Below are 17,559 nucleotides of genomic sequence, written 5' to 3' on the forward strand. Positions count from 1 at the left end.
CTTCCGATCTGTCAGTCCCACTGTCTCTCCGGGGCGGGCCGCCCTGTCAAGGGTGGCCGAAGGCCATCGCGCAGCGACGCGACGAAGGAGCGCCCTTGACAGGCCGTCCCGCCCCGGAGAGACAGTGGGACTGACGGGAAACCCCCAAACCCTCCCTGACCAGGATGGTGGGGATCAGGCTCCCCGAAGCCCCGCCCGTCCCCTCACAGGTACTCCCGGGCGAACTCCACCGCCCACTCCACCGCCGCCACCGGAACGCTGCCCGACTGGGGGTCGATGGTGAGACGGGCCGTCTCCCAGCCTTGGCCGTGCTCGCGGTGGATCGCGAAGCACCCCTGGCCCATGGCCGCCGGTCCGGAGACCAGGAACTCGATCGCCCGGTCGTCGCCATCCAGGCCGACCGTGGTGATCGCCATGTCACCGACTACCAACTCCATCGCGCAGCGCCCTTCGGTAGCCCTTTGCAGATCACCACCCTCCACCCCGCCACCAGCCCACCGCATGAGCTCCCGTACTCAGCCACCTACTCACCCCCCCCCCCAACAACGCGCCCGCACCCGCTCCACGCACCCCCACCCCCACCCCCACGTGACGAGCGCAACATCCCCACCCCCCGCCCACCCCCCGCCCCACCCATTCCGCAGGCCCGGACGCGACCCCGGCCCCCGATTCCAAGGGTGGACCGCATCGACACCCGACCATTACCCGAAACGGGACATATCCCTCGCCGCCGCTCCCGCCCAAATGGCGCGCCACGCCCGCACCCGGGCCCGTAAGCTCCCGTCATGCAGGTGATCCAGTCAACGAAACTCGCCAATGTCTGCTACGAGATCCGCGGCCCCGTGCTCGAAGAGGCGATGCGGCTCGAAGCAGCAGGTCATCGCATCCTCAAGCTCAACACCGGCAATCCCGCGGCCTTCGGTTTCGACTGCCCGCCGGAGATCCTTGAGGACATGCTCCGCAACCTGGGCAACGCCCACGGTTACGGGGACGCGAAGGGGCTGCTCTCCGCGCGCCGCGCGGTCATGCAGCACTACCAGACCAAGGGCATCGACCTGGACGTCGAGGACATCTACCTCGGCAACGGGGTCTCCGAGCTGATCCAGATGTCGATGCAGGCGCTGCTCGACGACGGCGACGAGGTCCTCGTCCCCGCGCCGGACTACCCGCTGTGGACCGCCTCCGTCTCGCTCGCCGGCGGCACGGCCGTGCACTACCGCTGCGACGAGCAGGCCGACTGGATGCCGGACCTCGCCGACATCGAGCGCAAGGTCACCGACCGCACGCGCGCCATCGTGATCATCAACCCGAACAATCCGACCGGCGCCGTCTACGACGACGAGATGCTGCGGGGGCTCACGGACATCGCGCGCCGCCACAACCTGGTCGTCTGCTCGGACGAGATCTACGACCGGATCCTGTACGACGGGGCGACGCACACCAACACCGCCGCCATCGCGCCGGACCTGCTCACCCTCACCTTCAACGGGCTGTCCAAGAACTACCGCGTCGCCGGCTACCGGTCCGGCTGGATGGCGGTCTGCGGCCCCAAGAAGAACGCCTCGTCGTACATCGAGGGCCTGACGATCCTGGCCAACATGCGCCTGTGCGCGAACATGCCCTCGCAGCACGCCGTCGCCACCGCCCTCGGCGGCCGGCAGTCGATCAACGACCTGGTGCTGCCCGGCGGGCGGCTGCTGGAGCAGCGCGACACGGCCTACGACCTGCTGACGCAGATCCCCGGCATCACCTGCGTGAAGCCCAAGGGCGCGCTGTACCTCTTCCCGAAGCTCGACCCCGCCGTCTACAAGATCAAGGACGACCGGCAGATGGTCCTCGACCTGCTGCGGGCCGAGAAGATCATGGTGGTGCACGGTACGGGCTTCAACTGGCCCGAGCCCGACCACTTCCGGATCGTGACGCTGCCGAACGCGAAGGACCTGGCGGACGCGGTGACCCGGATCGGGAACTTCCTGGACGGCTACGGCCAGCCGTAGCGGCCGTGCCCGATCCGACTCGAGTACGGACAGGATTCAGCTCAACTTTAGATTGATTCCAATGTAGGATGGTCTCCTGACCCACGCAGGAGGCCTCCTCATGTACGAGCCGAGCCGCACCAAGCCGGTCGTCCACCGCATGGGCGCCGCCCCGGCCGACTACCCGCACCGCAGCCGCAGCGAAGCCCTGGACGTCCAGCTCGCCGGGCATCTCGCGGCCCTGCTCGCCGTCACCGACGAGCTCGGCCTCGACGAGGCCGCCGACCGCATCGCCGCGCAGGTCGCGCGGCTGCGGGGGGCGCAGCCCGCCCGCGCGTCCGAGGCCCACGCCGACGCCGCCGACCGCACGGCCCTGCACCAGCGTGCGCACGACCTCGCCGCCCGTGCGCTCCTCGTCGCCGCGTCCCGCGCCGACACCACCGTGGCGATCCTCGCCGCCGAGCGCATGGACGCGCACGCCGCCGCCCTCACGTCCCAGGACCTGGCCGGCGCCCTCTGACGGCCCCGGTCCGGGGCCGCGGAGGCTCCGGACCGGGCGCCATGATTGCCATGATCATGACCCTGTGGGGCTCGGGCGGCGGAACTCACGGCTCCAGCTCGTCCGCCGCGACCGCGGCGGCGACCCCGCACCACGGGACGGTGGCCACCGGCCAGACCGGGCCGACCGCCTCGGCGCGTTCCGTGGCCCCCGGGAGCACGCCCGGGATCTTGACCAGGGCCTGCGCGGCCCGCGTACCGGGACCCGGGTGCTCCTGGTCGCGGAACTCCACCGTGACGACGTAGGAGCCGCGGCCCGTCAGCTCCACCGCGGCCACCACCCGCCGGCTGGCCGGATCGACCCGGCACGCGGTGACCCGCGCCTGCGGCTCCACCCGTACCTCCACCGCCTCGCCGGGCGACGGGCCGCCGCTGGCCCACACGTACAGCCCCAGCGGGGCGAACACCAGCAGTCCGGCCAGCGTCACCAGGCCGACCAGCCAGCCCTGCCACTTCAACGCGCTCGTGCTCACGCCCATGACCAGATCCTCCCGGTCTGCGGCCCCTCCCACCAGCATCCACGGGTTCACACAGCATTTCGAAGTGGGACCGCCTGGACACCTGACGTTCACTCAACTCCTCGCGGAATGTGGGTTTCCGCGAGCACGCTGCACTCGTGAGACGCATCCTGGGAATCGTCCTGGGCCTCCTGCTGATCGGCGGCGTCGTAGCTGTCGCCCTCGTCAACGGGCAGGACCCGGAAACGCCGGCAACGAAGACCGTGCGTGGCGTCATCGGCTCGGAGAAGTCCGAATTCTTCCGTGATCCGGACGTCGTCAAGGCCCTTGCCGCCAAGGGCTACACCGTGAAGGCGGAGACCTCGGGCTCCTGGGCGATGGACCAGCTCGCCCTCAAGGAGTTCGACTTCGCCTTCCCCGGCAGCAGCGAGCCCGCCAAGGAGGTCGAGGCCGCCGCCGGGGTCAAGGGCGCCCAGCAGACCAAGCCCTTCTACTCCCCGCTCGTCGTCATCGCCCGCGCCAACGCCGCCAAGGTCCTGGCCGACAACGGCCTCGCGAAGACGACCGGCAAGAACGCGGGGACCCTCCTGATGGGCCCCTTCCTCAAGGCCGCCGGCGAGGACCGCACCTGGCAGCAGCTGCCGGGCGCCTCCGCCCACGCCGAGCTGACCGGCACGGTGTTCATCAAGACCACCGACCCGTCCACCTCGAATTCCGGCGCCCTCTTCCTCGCCGCCGCCTCCCACGTGGCGAACGGCGGCACGATCGTCTCCGACGACGCCGGAGTCGCCCGTACCGCGCCCCTGATGCGCAAGCTGATCTCCGTACAGGGCGCTTTGGAACCGAGCACCGACGACCCGTTCCGGGCCTTCATCAGCGGCAGCGGCGAACCGCTCATCCTGGTGTACGAGTCCCAGGTGGCGGCCCTCCTGCTACAGAACCAGGATCCGGGCGACATGGTGGTCCTCTACCCGGACACCACCGTCAACACGGCGCACACCTTCGTCCCGCTCGGCGACCAGGCGGCCGAACTCGGCACGCTCCTCGCGACGGACCCCACGCTGCGCGAGCTGGCCCTGCGCCACGGGTTCCGCCCGCAGGACGGCGTGCCCGAGTTCACCGCCGCGACCGCCCCGCACGCCGGCTACCTCAACCCCGCGCTGACCGGCATCCGCCAGGTCGGCACACCCACCGTCAAGATCCTGATGGCGCTGGCAGCCCGCGCCAAGGGCCAGGGGGACACACCGTGACACCGACACCGACACCGACACCGCCACCGCCACCGACCGCCGGCGGAAACGACTCCCCGCTCGTCCTCACCGCGCCCGAGCCGGTCGCCCCCGTCCGCAAGGAACAGGCCTCCGGACTGGTACCGCTCCAGGAGGGCGTCCGCGAGGAAATGGCGCGCCGGGCCGGGGAGTACGTCGGCTCGCTCGCCGGGATCGACGCCCGCTCCCCCGAGTTCGCGCAGCGCATCGGCGAGATCGCCGGGCTCGGCGCCGCCGACATCCGCTCCGCCGCCCAGCAGTCCAACCGGATGCTGGACCAGGCCGTGCGCGCCCTCGGCTCCGACGGCGGCGGCGAGGCCCAGGCCCGGGTGGCCGGCTCCCTCGTCGAACTGCGCCGCACGGTCGAGGACCTCGACCCGCGGGACACGCCCGCCAAGGGCTTCGGCAAGCTGATCTCGAAGCTCCCGGGCGGCAACAGGTTCCGCGACCACGTGGCGAAGTACGCCTCCTCGCAGGCGACCTTGAACCGGATCGTGGGCGCGCTGCGCAGCGGGCAGGACGAGCTGCGCCGCGACAACGCGGCCCTGCACACGGAGCGGGCCCGCCTGTGGGAGACCATGGGCAAGCTCCAGGAGTGCGCGGTCCTCACCGAGGCCCTGGACTGCGCCGTCGGGCAGCGGATCGCCGAGGCCGAGCGCTCCGATCCGCAGGCGGCGGACGCGCTGCGCGCGGACCTGCTGTTCCCGGTCCGGCAGAAGCACCAGGACCTGCTGACCCAGCTGGCCGTGTGCGCCCAGGGGTACCTGGCCATGGACGTGGTCCGGCGCACCAACGACGAGCTGATCAAGGGCGTCGACCGGGCCGCGACCACCACCGTCTCCGCACTGCGGATCGCGGTGATGCTGGCCTCGGCCCTCGACAGCCAGCGCAAGGTCGTCGAGCAGGTCAACACCCTGCGCAGCACCACGGAGGACCTGATCCGGGGCAACGCGGAGATGCTGGCCACGCAGAGCGGCGAGATCCAGCGGATCGCGGCCGATCCGGCGGTGGGGGCGGAGACCCTGCGGACGGCGTTCGCGCAGATCTACCGGACGCTCGACGCGATCGACACGTTCAAGGTGCAGGCCACCGAGAACATGGCCGCGACCGTGGAGTCGTTGACGGGGGAGCTCCGGACGGCGTCGGCGTATCTTGCGCGGACGCGGAGTGTCGGGGCGCTGGAGGGTGGTGCCCAGTGAGGCGGCCGCTGCGCGGAGCTGCTCTCCGCCCCGCCCTTTCTCCGTTTCCTGGGGCTCCGCCCCAGACCCCGCGCCTCAAACTCCTCCAGCGACCGCTGGGAGGGGCCCCCAGGCGGGGCTGGATTCTCGTACTCGCCGCGCTCGTCGCTGCCACCGCCTGTACCGCCGGCGCACCGGACAGTCCCCACCCGTCCGCGTACGAGGAGGGCACCCTGCGGGTGTTGGCCTCCAGTGAGCTGGCGGACATGCAGCCGGTGCTGGAGCAGGCCGAGAAGGCCACGGGGGTCGCCGTGGAGCTGACCTGGTCGGGCACGCTCGATGCCGCCGAGCAGGTCGCGTCGGGGCAGGCCGACGGGAAGTACGACGCGATCTGGCTGTCCTCCAACGACTATCTGCGGCTGCGTCCCGAGGCGGCCGGGAAGCTCGCCAACGAGACCCCGGTGATGTCCTCGCCCGTCGCGCTCGGCGTGCGGCCGGAGGCGCTGGCCCGGCTCGGCTGGAAGCCCGAGGAGGTTACCTGGCCGGCGGTGCACGAGGCCGTCGCGGGCGGCAGGCTCAGTTACGGCATGACCGACCCGGTGCGTTCCAACTCCGGTTTCTCCGCGCTGGTTTCGGTGGCTTCCGGCCTGTCGGGGGCGCAGGCGGCGCTGACCGGCGCGGACGTGAAGGCTGCCGGGCCGCGGTTGAAGGAGTTTTTCGCCGGGCAGCGGCTGACCTCGGGTTCCTCCGGCTGGCTGGCCACCGCCTACGCCCAGCGCACGGACGTGGACGCGCTGGTGAATTACGAGTCGGTGCTGCTGTCGGCGAACCGGGACGGGAAGTCCCCGCTGACGGTGATCCGGCCGCGCGACGGCGTGGTCACCGCGCACTACCCGCTGACCCTGCTGACCTCGGCGCCGGCCGGGGCCCGCGAGTCGGGCCGGGCGCTGACGGAGTACCTGCGCGGCGCGCAGGCGCAGCAGGCGATCACGGAGAAGACCTTCCGCCGGCCGGTCGCGGCCGGGGTGGCGCCGGCCGCAGGGCTGGGGGCGGACAAGCGGCGCGAGCTGCCGTTCCCCGGTTCGCTGGCGGTCGCCGACGGGCTGCTGGCCTCGTACGAGAACGAGCTGCGCCGGCCGTCGCGGACGGTGTACGTGCTGGACACCTCGGGGTCGATGACCGAGGGGAACCGCATCGGGCGGCTGAAGGCGGCGCTCACGGAGCTGACGGGTACCGGGAGTTCGGGGACGGGTCAGCGGTTCCGGGACCGTGAGGAGGTGACGCTGCTGCCGTTCGGGTCCAAGGTGAAGAAGGTGCGGACGCACGTCGTGGAGCCCGGCAATCCGGGGCCGGCCCTGGACGCGATCCGGGGTGACGTGACGTCGCTGGAGCCGGAGGGGGGTACGGCGATCTACAGCAGTCTGGAGGCGGCGTACGAGCAGCTCGGCAAGGGCGGCGGGGACGCGTTCACCTCGATCGTGCTGATGACGGACGGCGAGAACACGGAGGGCGTCGGGGCGCAGCACTTCGATGCGTTCTACGCCGCGCTGCCCGAGGGGCGCAGGCACACGCCGGTGTTCGCGGTGCTGTTCGGGGATTCGGACCGCAAGGAGCTCACCCACATCACCGAGCTGACCGGCGGGCGGCTCTTCGACGCCACCGGCGGGAACGGTTCGCTGAACGGAGCCTTCGAGGAGATCCGTGGCTACCAGTAGAGCGCTCGGCGCGCGTCTTGTGCGCTATGTGGAGTCGAGGAAGAACCTGGCAGGCTCCGCGTGCGGGGTGGCCGGGCTGGGCCTGGGCTTCGCGGGGGTCGGGGGCTCGTACTGGCCGGTGGTGGTGGCCGGGCTGTACGGCGCGGGCGCGCTGATCGCCCCGCCGGAGCGGGTGGATCCGCCGCATTGTCCGGATGCCGTCGAGCAGTTGGGCGTCGTACGGGGGGACTTCGGGCGGCTGCGCGCGTACCTGGCCGAGGTGGACTTGCCGCCGGCGGCGGGCGGCAAGCTGGCGGAGCTGGTGGAGCTGTACGCGGCCCTGCTCGATCCGGGCTGGGTGGCCGGTGCCCTGGCCGCCGATCCGGAGGCGGTGCACGCGCTGTCCCGGGCGATCCGGCTGGATGTGCCGGAGTGCGTGGACACCTACAACCGGACGCGCTGGTGGACGCGGCTGACGCCGGGGGGCGAGTCGCCGGAGCGGCACCTGGAGCGGCAGCTGACGGTCCTGTACGACGAGGCGGAACGCGTGACGGCGGGCCTCCGTGAAGCAGAGGCCCGCCGTCAGCAGACGCACACGACCTATCTGGAGGAGCGCGGACGCTCCTGACCTGACGGGTCACGTGCTGCGGTGGGAACCGCTTGGTCGGGGGCTCCCACAGCGGTGGGACGCCGCTTGGTCGGGGGCTCCCACGTTCATAGGCCCTTCTTCAGGGCGTGTCCTGGCTCAGCCCAGGCGCTTGACGAGCGCGTGGTACTCGTCCCACAGCTCCTTGGGAGTGTGGTCGCCGTAGGTGTTCAGGTGCTCGGGGACCAGGGCGGCCTCCTCGCGCCAGACCTCCTTGTCGACGGTGAGGAGGAAGTCGAGGTCCTCGGCCGGGAGGTCCAGGCCCTCGAGGTCGAGGGAGTCCTTGGTCGGCAGGATGCCGATGGGGGTCTCGACGCCCTCGGCGGTGCCGTCGAGGCGGCCGACGATCCACTTCAGGACGCGGCTGTTCTCGCCGAAGCCGGGCCACACGAACTTGCCCGCGTCGTTCTTGCGGAACCAGTTCACGTAGTAGATCTTCGGGAGCTTGGACTGGTCCTTGTCGGCCGCGACCTTGACCCAGTGGGCCATGTAGTCGCCCATGTTGTAGCCGCAGAACGGCAGCATGGCGAACGGGTCGCGGCGCAGCTCGCCGACCTTGCCCTCGGCGGCGGCGGTCTTCTCGGAGGCGATGTTCGAGCCGATGAAGACGCCGTGGTTCCAGTCGAAGGACTCGGTGACCAGCGGCACGGCGGAGGCGCGGCGGCCGCCGAAGAGGATCGCGGAGATCGGGACGCCCTTGGGGTCCTCCCACTCGGGGGCGATCGTCGGGCACTGGGAGGCCGGGACGGCGAAGCGGGCGTTGGGGTGGGCGGCGGGGGTCTCCGAGTCCGGAGTCCAGTCGTTGCCCTTCCAGTCGATGAGGTGGGCGGGGGCCTCTTCGGTCATGCCCTCCCACCAGACGTCGGAGCCGTCGGGGGTGAGCGCGACGTTGGTGAAGACGGTGTTCGCGTACATCGTCTTCATGGCGTTGGCGTTGGTGTGCTCGCCGGTGCCGGGTGCGACGCCGAAGAAGCCGGCCTCGGGGTTGATCGCGTACAGGCGGCCGTCCTCGCCGAAGCGCATCCAGGCGATGTCGTCGCCGACGGTCTCGACCGTCCAGCCGGGGATCGTGGGCTCCAGCATGGCCAGGTTCGTCTTGCCGCAGGCGCTCGGGAAGGCGGCGGCGATGTACTTCGACTCGCCCTGCGGCGGGGTGAGCTTGAGGATCAGCATGTGCTCGGCGAGCCAGCCCTCGTCGCGGGCCATGACGGACGCGATGCGCAGGGCGTAGCACTTCTTGCCGAGCAGGGCGTTGCCGCCGTAGCCGGATCCGTAGGACCAGATCTCGCGGGTCTCGGGGAAGTGCGAGATGTACTTGGTGGTGTTGCACGGCCACGGCACGTCCGCCTGGCCCTCTTCCAGGGGGGCGCCGAGGGTGTGGACGGCCTTCACGAAGAAGCCGTCGGAGCCGAGCTCGTCCAGGACGGCCTTGCCCATGCGGGTCATGGTGCGCATCGCGACGGCGACGTAGGCGGAGTCGGTGATCTCGACGCCGATCGCGGAGAGCTCGGAGCCGAGGGGGCCCATGCAGAAGGGGACGACGTACATCGTCCGGCCCTTCATGGAGCCGCGGAAGATGCCGTTCTCGCCGGCGAAGATGTTCTTCATCTCCGCGGGGGCCTTCCAGTGGTTGGTCGGGCCCGCGTCCTCCTCCTTCTCGGAGCAGATGAAGGTCCGGTCTTCGACGCGCGCGACGTCGGAGGGGTCGGAGGCGGCGTAGTACGAGTTCGGGCGCTTCGTCTCGTCGAGCTTCTTGAACGTTCCCTTGGCGACGAGCTCCTCGCACAGGCGCTCGTACTCGCCCTCGGAGCCGTCGCACCAGACGACGCGGTCCGGCTGGGTGAGGGCTGCGATCTCGTCCACCCAGGAGATCAGCTCCTGGTGAGTCGTCGGGATGGTGGGAGCCGCGTTGTCGCGCGCCACGATTGCTCCTTGTTGAGGGGTTGTTTGGTGTAGGCCCCGTGGGGGCTGCGACCCGGACGCTTCGCGCTCCGCTCATCCGGTGTCGACCGCACTCATCTGATCATCCGGTGCATGTGCGCATATGTCCAGGGGGCCTCTCACGTGAGCATCGCCACGTCCGTCAATCTTCCGTAAAGAGGACTAACGGAAACCTACGGACCCGTAGGTAGCATGTGGCCATGACTTCTGACGCCGCCGTCCCGGCCGCCATCCCGGCCGCCATCCCGGCCGCCGTCCCGGCCGCTCCGGAGGACAAGCCGCTGATGCGCGGCTGGCTGCACCTCGGAATGTTCCCCGCCGTGGTGGTCGCGGGCCTCGTGCTCATGGCCTTCACCGACTCGACCCGGGCCCGCGTGGCCTGCGGGGTCTACATCCTCACGGCCTGCCTGCTGTTCGGTGTCAGCGCGGTCTACCACCGCGGCACCTGGGGCCCCAGGGGCGAGGCCATCCTCCGGCGGCTCGACCACGCCAACATCTTCCTGATCATCGCGGGCACGTACACCCCGCTGACGGTCCTGCTGCTCCCGCCCTCCACCGGGCGCACGCTGCTGTGGGCGGTGTGGCTCGCGGCCGCGGCCGGCATCGCCTTCCGCGTCTTCTGGGTCGGCGCCCCGCGCTGGCTGTACACCCCCTGCTACATCGCCATGGGCTGGGCCGCCGTCTTCTTCCTGCCCGACTTCATGCGCACCGGCGGCATCGCCGTGCTGGTCCTGGTGATCGTCGGCGGGCTGCTCTACAGCGCGGGCGGGGTCATCTACGGCATGAAGCGCCCCAACCCCTCCCCCCGCTTCTTCGGCTTCCACGAGGTCTTCCACTCCCTGACCCTCGCGGCGTTCGTCGCCCACTACGTGGGCATCTCCCTCGCGGCGTACTCGCACTGACGGCGCACGGCGGCGCCGCGTGCCGCCCGGGGCGGCAACCGGGCGGGGCCCGGCCGCACTTCGCGGCCGGGCCCCGCCGCTCCACCCGCCGTCAGCAGGTGTAGCCGTCCTTGTCCTGGTCCAGGCGCAGCGGGTCGCTGCCGTTGACCTTCATGCGCTGGGGGTACTGGTGGGCGGCCAGCCAGTCGCAGCGGGCCTTCGTCGTCTCCTTCACCTCTGCCGGGAAGCGGGTCGGGACGCACACACTGGCCGTCCCGTAGTGCCGGTCGCAGCCGGCCACGGTCGGGGCCACGGGTACGGAGTCCCGCTGGGACGGGTTCGCCTTCGGCGGCGCCAGTTCGCCGGCGAAGGTGTGCTCGTGCGCGGAGGGCCGCTCCGCCGTCGCCGCCAGCGCCGACGGTCCGCCCAGGTGCACCCAGGTCGCGATCGACGGGATGCCGTTCGCGTCGACGGCGAAGAGCATGTACCAGCCGGGCGGCGCCAGGTTGGGGTTGCTGGTCACGTTCAGGTCGATGTTGTTCCCGTCCACGGTCATCGGCAGGTCCACGAACCGCTGGTTCGGGTCCGAGGAGTGCGTGACCGCCGCCGGACGGATCAGCTCCGCCTTGGCGATCGGCCGGTTGACCGTGATCCGCTGCGTGTCCCCGTACACCCACTGCGTGTCGATCACCGAGGTGATCTGCGGGCGCGCCCCCTTGAACAGGTAGGGCGGGGTGTAGATCGACACGTTGTGGTTGTAGGTGCCGTTGCCCGGGTTGTCGCCCACCGACATGACCCGGCCGTCGGGCATCAGGAACGACGCCGAGTGGTAGGTCCGGGGGATCGGGTCGGTGGCCAGGCCCGCCTGGTAGGTGTTGGTGGCGGGGTCGAAGAACGAGGCCTCGAAGACGGGGTCGGCTCGGTCGTGCAGGGCGCCGCCGGTCTCCAGCACCTTGCCGTCGGGCAGCAGCACGGCGGACACGTACATCTTGCCCTCGGCCCCGGTCTGGGGCCGCTTGCCGGCGCCGGTGTCCACCAGGCCCAGCGGAATGTCCGGGCCGGCCGTGTAGGCCGGGCTCGGCTTCTTCAGGTCGATGATGTCGGTGATCCGGTTCGCCGCCGGGTTGGTCTCGTTGTTGCCGCCGCCGATGGTCAGGACCCGCTGGTCCTGCGCCGGGGGCAGCAGCACGCTCGCCGACTCGTCGCGCTGGTCCTTGTTGCGCAGGCCCGGCACGTCGGTGATGGTGTTGGCGTCGTAGTCGTAGATCGACGCGCCCGTGCCCGGGGTGCCGTTGCCGAAGGTGTGGCTGCCCGAGTAGAAGAGCCGCCCGTCCTGCATGAGGATCATCGACGGGTACAGGCCCCAGTACGACCAGGTCTGGTTGACCTCGTTCATCGGCAGCCACTTGTTCTGCGCCGCCGAGAACTTCTCCGCGGTCACGTTGCCCGTCGAGTCCTCCTTCAGACCGCCGAAGGAGATGACATCACCGTTGCCGAGGATCGTCGCCGACGGGTACCAGTGCCCGCCGTTCATGTCGTTGGTCTTCGTGTACTTCTCGGTCGCCGGGTCGAAGGTGTACGAGTCCTTCAGCCCCTGGTAGCCGATCGTGCCGTCGGCCGACGGGTACCCCTTGTTGCCGCTCATCACCAGCACCCGGCCGTCCGACAGCTGCACGTGGCCCGAGCAGAACATGTCGACGGGGGTCGGGATGGTCTTGAACGATCCGTTCGCCGGGTCGTAGACGGCCGAGGTGAAGGTGCCCGCGTTGAACTGGGCGATGTCGTTGCCCGAGCCCGCGATCAGCAGCACCTTGCCGTTCTTCAGGACCACCGCGTGCATCGAGCGCACCGGGTTCTTGGCCGGGATCACCTCCCACTTGCCCTTGGCGCACTGCTCCGCCGTGCCCGAACAGGTCGGCTGCGGCGGCACCGCGCCCACTTCCTCCACCGCGTAGTCGTCGGTGGTGAGGGTGCCCACCCCGTACACCGACAGCCCCCACGCGATCTTGTCGGTGCCGGGCGGGACGGCGGGCGTACGGACCTCCGTGCGCGCCCATCCCGCGCTGACCGGCGGATTCTGCAGGTCGGTCCAGTAGTGCCAGGCCCCGGTCGCGGCCTCCCGCCGGAACACCGTCACCGAGACGTCCGGGGTGTTCGACTTGTACCAGGCGGACAGGTCGTACTGCTTGCCGGGCGCCACGGTCGGCGCGCAGGTGGCGCTCTCGGTGACCAGTGCCTTGCGGTCGCCGTCCACCCGGCGGGTGAGGGAGACCTGCATCGCCTTGGTGCCGCTGTGCGCGTCGGGGACGGTGGTGAAGGCGAAGTCGTTGTCGCCCCAGCCGGATTTGGACCAGCAGGACGGCATGTCGGCGCCGGGGGCGCCGGCGGTCTCGAAACCGGGATTGGAGAGCAGATTGGGCGGTCCGGCCGTGGCCTGCTGCGGTGCGGTGAGCAGCAGGCCGGCGGTCAGCGCCCCGACGGCCAGCAGGGCGGCACGCCGCCCGGCCCTCCGCCGGATCTTCAGACGCATGGAAAGGTTCCCTTCTGTGCGGCTCAGCTCCTGGGGTGACGCCCTGCCGTGCGCGCGGTGCGCGGCAGGTAGACGAGCGCCTCGGTCGCCGCGAAGCGCAGGACGAAGGTGGTGACCAGCGCGAGGGCGGTGGCGGGGAGCACGTCCATGCCGAGCTGGGCGACGAGCACCGCGATGAGCGGGATCCGCAGCAGCAGATCGGCGTTGGCGAGCAGTGCGAAGCGGCCGATGCGGTCCGCCCAGTGGCGGTGGCGGCGGCGGTCGCGGAAGAGCAGGGTCTCGATGAGGAGGAAGTTCCACAGGACGCCGGCCTGGTTGGCGACGATCTCGGCCGGGAGGTAGTGCATCCCGGCCCGCGTCAGCAGCCAGAGCGCGGCCAGGTTCGGTACGAAGCCGGAGAGGCCGATCAGGCCGAAGCCGATCATCCTGGCCAGCGGGGTCGCTGAGCGCAGCGAGACCAGGTGCGCCAGGAAGCGCATGCCCTCGCGGGCGGTGGACTTCGATGCGCCGGAGTAGCGGTCCTGGAAGACGAAGGGCACCTCGGTGACCTTCGCGGGCCGGCAGCGCACCGCCAGTTCCAGCAGGATCTTGTAGCCGAGCGGTTGGAGGGCGTCGGCCGCCTTGGGCGCGGTGACCGCCGAGCGGCGCATCGCGAAGAAGCCGCTCATGGGGTCGCTGATGCCGCGCAGGGCGCGCGGGAAGAGCCCCTTGGTGAGCCAGGTCGCGCCGCGGGACACGGCGATGCGGTAGCCGCCGGCGAGTCCGGCCCGGCTGCCGCCGCTGATGTAGCGGGAGGCGACGACGAGTTCGGCGCCGGTGCGCATGCCCGCGCCGACGAGTTCGGGTACCAGGTGGGGCGGGTGCTGGAGGTCGGCGTCCATGACGACGATCCAGTCGGTGTCCGTCCGCTTCATCCCTTCGACGACGGCGCCGCCGAGCCCGCCCTCGGCGACCTCCCGGTGCAGGACGGACACCGGGAAGGGGTGGTCGGCGGCGGCCTTCTCGATGACGGCAGGGGTGTCGTCGGTGGAGTCGTCCACGAACAGCACCTCGCAGCGCAGCTGCTCGGGGTCGGGCAGTGCGTCACCGAGCCGGCGCAGCAGCTCCGCGATGTTCCCCGCCTCGTTGAAGGTCGGGATGATCAGGGTGACGCTGCCCGTCACCGCCTGCGGAAGGGTGAGATCTGGATCGATCGGGGCAGGGAGGGACCACAGGTCCTCGCTCATGGCGGCTCAGCTCCCACTCTGGCGGTCGGTGCGGCGGATCTCGATGCGGTCCTCGCCCGAGCCGAAGACGGCGACCACCGTCGAATGCTCCAGCGCGGCCTTCACGTTGGGCAGGTCCACCGCGTCACGGCGGACCGTGGGCGAGGAGACGACGTAGTCGATGTCCCGCCACCCGCGCGGCAGGGTCTTGGTGACGGCCGGGTCGAGGTCCGCCTTGTAGAACCAGATCGCGCCGAGCCCCGGTTCGAACCCGTGGTGCACCGCGTCCAGCCACAGCGCGTCGTCGAGCAGCACCCGGGTGCGTGCCGGATCCTCGACCCCGCTGCCGAGCCAGGCCGCGGCCTGCCGGTACGGGCCGTTCGCGTCGACCGTGAGCGCCGTGCGGTTGCCGTCGTACCAGCGCGGCAGTACGTACACGCAGGCCGCCGCGGCCAGTACGCCGATCAGCGCCCAGCGCGCGTACACCAGTTGCCTGCGCTCCCCCGGCGAGCGGCGGCGGCGCAGCACGGCGTGGGTGACGCTGGCCGCGCCCCCGGCCAGCACCAGGGCGAGGAACGGCACCGCCTGGATCACGTACATCGCCGGGAGGTAGCCGGAGGGCCGCATCGCGACGAGGGCGAGGATGACCGCGGCGAGCGCGGGTCCGGCGAGCGCGCGGGCGGTGACCGACCAGCGCAGGGTGGCCAGCAGCAGGACGGCGCCGGCCAGGCCGCCGAGCGGCAGGACGGTGTCGTAGTACAGCCAGGACCGCAGGACGCCGTTCGAGCCGGACCCGGGGTCGAGGATGAAGCCGGATCCCTCGCGGCCCATCTGGTAGGTGATCCCGTCGATCAGGGACACGTGCCCGGAGCCGGGCAGCAGCTCGCCGTTGAGCAGCGCGAACAGCGGGTAGGAGAAGCCGATCAGGGTGCAGGCGGTGATGGCTCCGGTCACGGCGAACTTGCGGGTGTCGCGGTGGCTGTGGCGCCACATCGTCACCAGCAGTGCCGGCAGCACCACCAGCATCGTCTCCTTGGTCAGGACGGCGGTGGCGGCCGCGAGCCCGGACCCGAAGTGGTGCCACAGGTGGCGGCTGGGGGACGCGGCGAGGCAGAAGGCCAGCAGGATCCACATCACCGCGAGGTTGTCGAGGAAGATCTCCCGCTGGAGCACGACCGAGAGCGGGGAGAGCCCGAAGAGGGCCATCGCCAGACCGGCCGCCCAGCGCGGCAGCCACAGCCGGCGCGCGAGGACGTAGATCAGCACCGAGCTGGCGGCCGAGACGGCCAGCATCGAGAACCGCATCGACGCGACGGTCATGGAGTCGGGGACGAAGAGCGAGGGCAGCCAGGTGAGCCCGGCGATCTGTATCCAGCCGAGCGGCGGGTGGTCGTACCAGTACGTGTAGTGGGCGAGGCCGTCGCCCTGCTGGACCGCCCACGCCTGGGCGAGGTAGGTCCCCTCGTCGTCGCTCAGGGTCGGGAAGGCGGTGATGTTCCAGCCCTGCACGAGGAGGATCACGAGCAGCAGGGCCCCGCACAGCAGCAGGTCCGGGCGGGAGGAGCGGAAGCGCACGTGCGGCCGGACGGGCAGCGCGGACGGGCGGGCGCCGGTACCGGTGGGCGGGGCGGCGACGCGGGAAGCGGTGGCGGTCGCCGTGGCGGTGGCAGTCGGGGTCGCGGTCGCAGTCGCGGTCGCGGTGGCGGTCGCCGTCGCGGTGGCGGTCGGGGCGCCGCCGGGCTGGGGATCAGTGGCCGTGGGCAGGGTCGCGGTCACCGGTGGCTGTCCTCTCGGATCGCGGTGGCCGGCGCGCCGGTCAGGTGCGCGCCGGTGTGGCTGGTCAGTTCCCACTCGTTGCGGCCGCGCTGCTCGCGCCAGACCGCACGGATCGCCGCGCCCGCGAGCATCACCTGGTAGAACGGGCCGCCGACGACGAGCTTGACGTAGTGCACGAAGCGGACGCGCAGTCCGTACTGGCGGCCGAAGTCGTGCAGGCCGACGATCTCGAAGACGAACGTCACCATCGCCGTGATCATGGGGAGGAAGGTGATGATCGCGATGCCGACCGGCACGTCGAGGAAGACCGCGACGGCGAAGTTGACCGGGATGATCACCCCGGAGGCGGCCTGCATGAACGGGGTCATCAGCGTGTAGCGGGCGAGCCAGCGCTGCCCGCGGCCGGGCAGCTGCTGCCAGTCCTTCTTGCGGTACACCTGGAGGAAGCCCTGGTTCCAGCGGGTGCGCTGCTTGAGCAGGCTGACCAGGGAGCCGGGCGTCTCCTCCCGGGTGACCATGTCGGAGTCGTACGCGACGACCACCTTCTTGCCGACCGAAGAGAGCCGCACCCCGAGGTCGCAGTCCTCGGCGAGGCAGTCCTGGTCCCAGCCGCCGGCCTCGCGGAGCACCTCGGTGCGTACGAAGACCGTGTTGCCGCCCAGGGGGATGAAGCCCTTCTCGGCGTGCAGGTGCAGCCGGGAGCGGAACCAGAAGAAGTACTCCAGGCAGTTGCGCAGGCTGTACCAGCTGGAGTGGAAGTTGATGAGCTGGACCCCGCCCTGGACCACGTCGGCTCCGGTGGAGCGGAAGGCGTGGTCGACGTGGGCGAGCAGCTCGGGATGGACCTGGTCCTCGGCGTCGAAGACCCCGACGATGTCGCCCCGGCAGGACGGGAGGGCGGTGTTGAGGGCCTTCGGTTTGTTCTTGGCCTCGTGGTGGTCGACGACGACCCTGACCCGGGCCGGTTCCTTCGCGGCGGCGCGTTCGGCGACGGCGGCGGTCTCGGGGTCGTCGTGCCCGACGATCACGATGATCTCGTAGTCGGTGTGGCTCGACTCCAGGAGCCGGTCGATGGTGTGCTCCAGCACCGCCTGCTCGTGGCGGGCGGGCAGCAGGAGCGAGAACGCCAGCCGGCTGCCGCCGTCGGGCCGGTCGAAGCGGGTGGACGCGAGCACTTCCGGCGTCCGCCAGGCGTGCATCTGCCACCAGAGCGTGAAGGCGGCAATCCCGAAAAGTGCCAGCGAAATGACAGAAATGAACACAGAGGTGTACAAATTGTCCCCCACAGACATGCCGCAACCCCCGGCGGCGATCGTCAAACCCCCCGGAGGCTCACGGCGGGCCCCCCGGCCCGCCGCCTCCGCTTCCCCCTTGCGCGCACCCCCCCGGTGCGCCATCCCGGTGTCTCTCCGAAACGGTGTCTCTCGAACGACCTGAGACTAGATAGT

General features: G+C 70.9%; 14 protein-coding genes. 7 read left to right on the top strand and 7 right to left on the bottom strand.

Going from position 1 to position 17,559, the window contains the following annotated elements; all coding sequences use genetic code 11:
- Window positions 1-203 precede the first annotated feature (203 nt).
- Window positions 204-437, bottom strand: coding sequence for a hypothetical protein (locus ACZ6I1_RS17350; protein ID WP_469287991.1), 234 nt, complete (start codon window positions 435-437; stop codon window positions 204-206).
- A gap of 348 nt (window positions 438-785) precedes the next feature.
- Here ACZ6I1_RS17350 and ACZ6I1_RS17355 point away from each other — a divergent pair, with 348 nt between their 5' ends.
- The gene (locus tag ACZ6I1_RS17355; protein WP_469287992.1) at window positions 786-1,997 is read left to right on the top strand and encodes a pyridoxal phosphate-dependent aminotransferase; all 1,212 of its coding nucleotides are present in this window, start codon (window positions 786-788) and stop codon (window positions 1,995-1,997) included.
- A 100-nt stretch (window positions 1,998-2,097) separates the two neighbouring features.
- Window positions 2,098-2,496, top strand: a complete 399-nt coding sequence (locus ACZ6I1_RS17360; RefSeq protein WP_469287994.1) for an SCO4983 family protein — start codon at window positions 2,098-2,100, stop codon at window positions 2,494-2,496.
- 85 nt (window positions 2,497-2,581) lie between these two features.
- Here ACZ6I1_RS17360 and ACZ6I1_RS17365 read toward each other — a convergent pair whose 3' ends face one another.
- Window positions 2,582-3,013, bottom strand: coding sequence for a hypothetical protein (locus ACZ6I1_RS17365; protein WP_469287995.1), 432 nt, complete (start codon window positions 3,011-3,013; stop codon window positions 2,582-2,584).
- A 137-nt stretch (window positions 3,014-3,150) separates the two neighbouring features.
- On the opposite strand from ACZ6I1_RS17365, the gene ACZ6I1_RS17370 reads away from it, so the two are divergent.
- The 4 genes from ACZ6I1_RS17370 to ACZ6I1_RS17385 all read left to right on the top strand — a co-directional run bounded on the left by ACZ6I1_RS17370 (window position 3,151) and on the right by ACZ6I1_RS17385 (window position 7,760).
- Window positions 3,151-4,242, top strand: a complete 1,092-nt coding sequence (locus ACZ6I1_RS17370) for a hypothetical protein (protein ID WP_469287997.1) — start codon at window positions 3,151-3,153, stop codon at window positions 4,240-4,242.
- Window positions 4,239-5,459 (top strand): toxic anion resistance protein, encoded by a 1,221-nt coding sequence (locus ACZ6I1_RS17375; protein ID WP_469287998.1) that lies wholly within the window; start codon window positions 4,239-4,241, stop codon window positions 5,457-5,459. The genes ACZ6I1_RS17370 and ACZ6I1_RS17375 overlap by 4 nt, the downstream gene beginning before the upstream one ends.
- Before the next feature lie 95 nt (window positions 5,460-5,554).
- A complete protein-coding gene (locus ACZ6I1_RS17380; RefSeq protein WP_469288287.1) occupies window positions 5,555-7,153 on the top strand; it encodes a substrate-binding and vWA domain-containing protein in 1,599 nt (532 codons plus the stop codon).
- Window positions 7,140-7,760: a hypothetical protein gene (locus ACZ6I1_RS17385; protein WP_469288000.1), complete on the top strand. Its 621-nt coding sequence runs from the start codon at window positions 7,140-7,142 to the stop codon at window positions 7,758-7,760. The genes ACZ6I1_RS17380 and ACZ6I1_RS17385 overlap by 14 nt, the downstream gene beginning before the upstream one ends.
- Before the next feature lie 117 nt (window positions 7,761-7,877).
- On the opposite strand, the gene ACZ6I1_RS17390 is transcribed toward ACZ6I1_RS17385, so the two are convergent.
- Window positions 7,878-9,701, bottom strand: a complete 1,824-nt coding sequence (locus ACZ6I1_RS17390; RefSeq protein ID WP_469288002.1) for a phosphoenolpyruvate carboxykinase (GTP) — start codon at window positions 9,699-9,701, stop codon at window positions 7,878-7,880.
- Window positions 9,702-9,919: 218 nt separating this feature from the next.
- Between ACZ6I1_RS17390 and trhA the strand changes: the two genes are divergently transcribed.
- Window positions 9,920-10,621, top strand: a complete 702-nt coding sequence (gene trhA, locus ACZ6I1_RS17395; RefSeq protein ID WP_469288004.1) for a PAQR family membrane homeostasis protein TrhA — start codon at window positions 9,920-9,922, stop codon at window positions 10,619-10,621.
- Between the two features lie 91 nt (window positions 10,622-10,712).
- Here the strand turns inward: trhA and ACZ6I1_RS17400 are convergent, their stop codons facing one another.
- Genes ACZ6I1_RS17400 through ACZ6I1_RS17415 form a run of 4 tightly spaced genes read right to left on the bottom strand, consistent with a single transcriptional unit; the run spans window position 10,713 to window position 17,385 of the window.
- On the bottom strand, window positions 10,713-13,130 hold the full coding sequence (locus tag ACZ6I1_RS17400) for a galactose oxidase-like domain-containing protein (RefSeq protein ID WP_469288006.1): 2,418 nt from the start codon (window positions 13,128-13,130) through the stop codon (window positions 10,713-10,715).
- Between the two features lie 23 nt (window positions 13,131-13,153).
- Window positions 13,154-14,356, bottom strand: coding sequence for a glycosyltransferase (locus ACZ6I1_RS17405; protein ID WP_469288008.1), 1,203 nt, complete (start codon window positions 14,354-14,356; stop codon window positions 13,154-13,156).
- A 6-nt stretch (window positions 14,357-14,362) separates the two neighbouring features.
- Window positions 14,363-16,111, bottom strand: a complete 1,749-nt coding sequence (locus tag ACZ6I1_RS17410) for a glycosyltransferase family 39 protein (protein WP_469288009.1) — start codon at window positions 16,109-16,111, stop codon at window positions 14,363-14,365.
- Window positions 16,108-17,385: a glycosyltransferase gene (locus ACZ6I1_RS17415; protein ID WP_469288011.1), complete on the bottom strand. Its 1,278-nt coding sequence runs from the start codon at window positions 17,383-17,385 to the stop codon at window positions 16,108-16,110. The genes ACZ6I1_RS17410 and ACZ6I1_RS17415 overlap by 4 nt, the downstream gene beginning before the upstream one ends.
- Window positions 17,386-17,559: the final 174 nt, after the last annotated feature.

It is taken from the genome of Streptomyces sp. NPDC046303 (assembly GCF_055588085.1).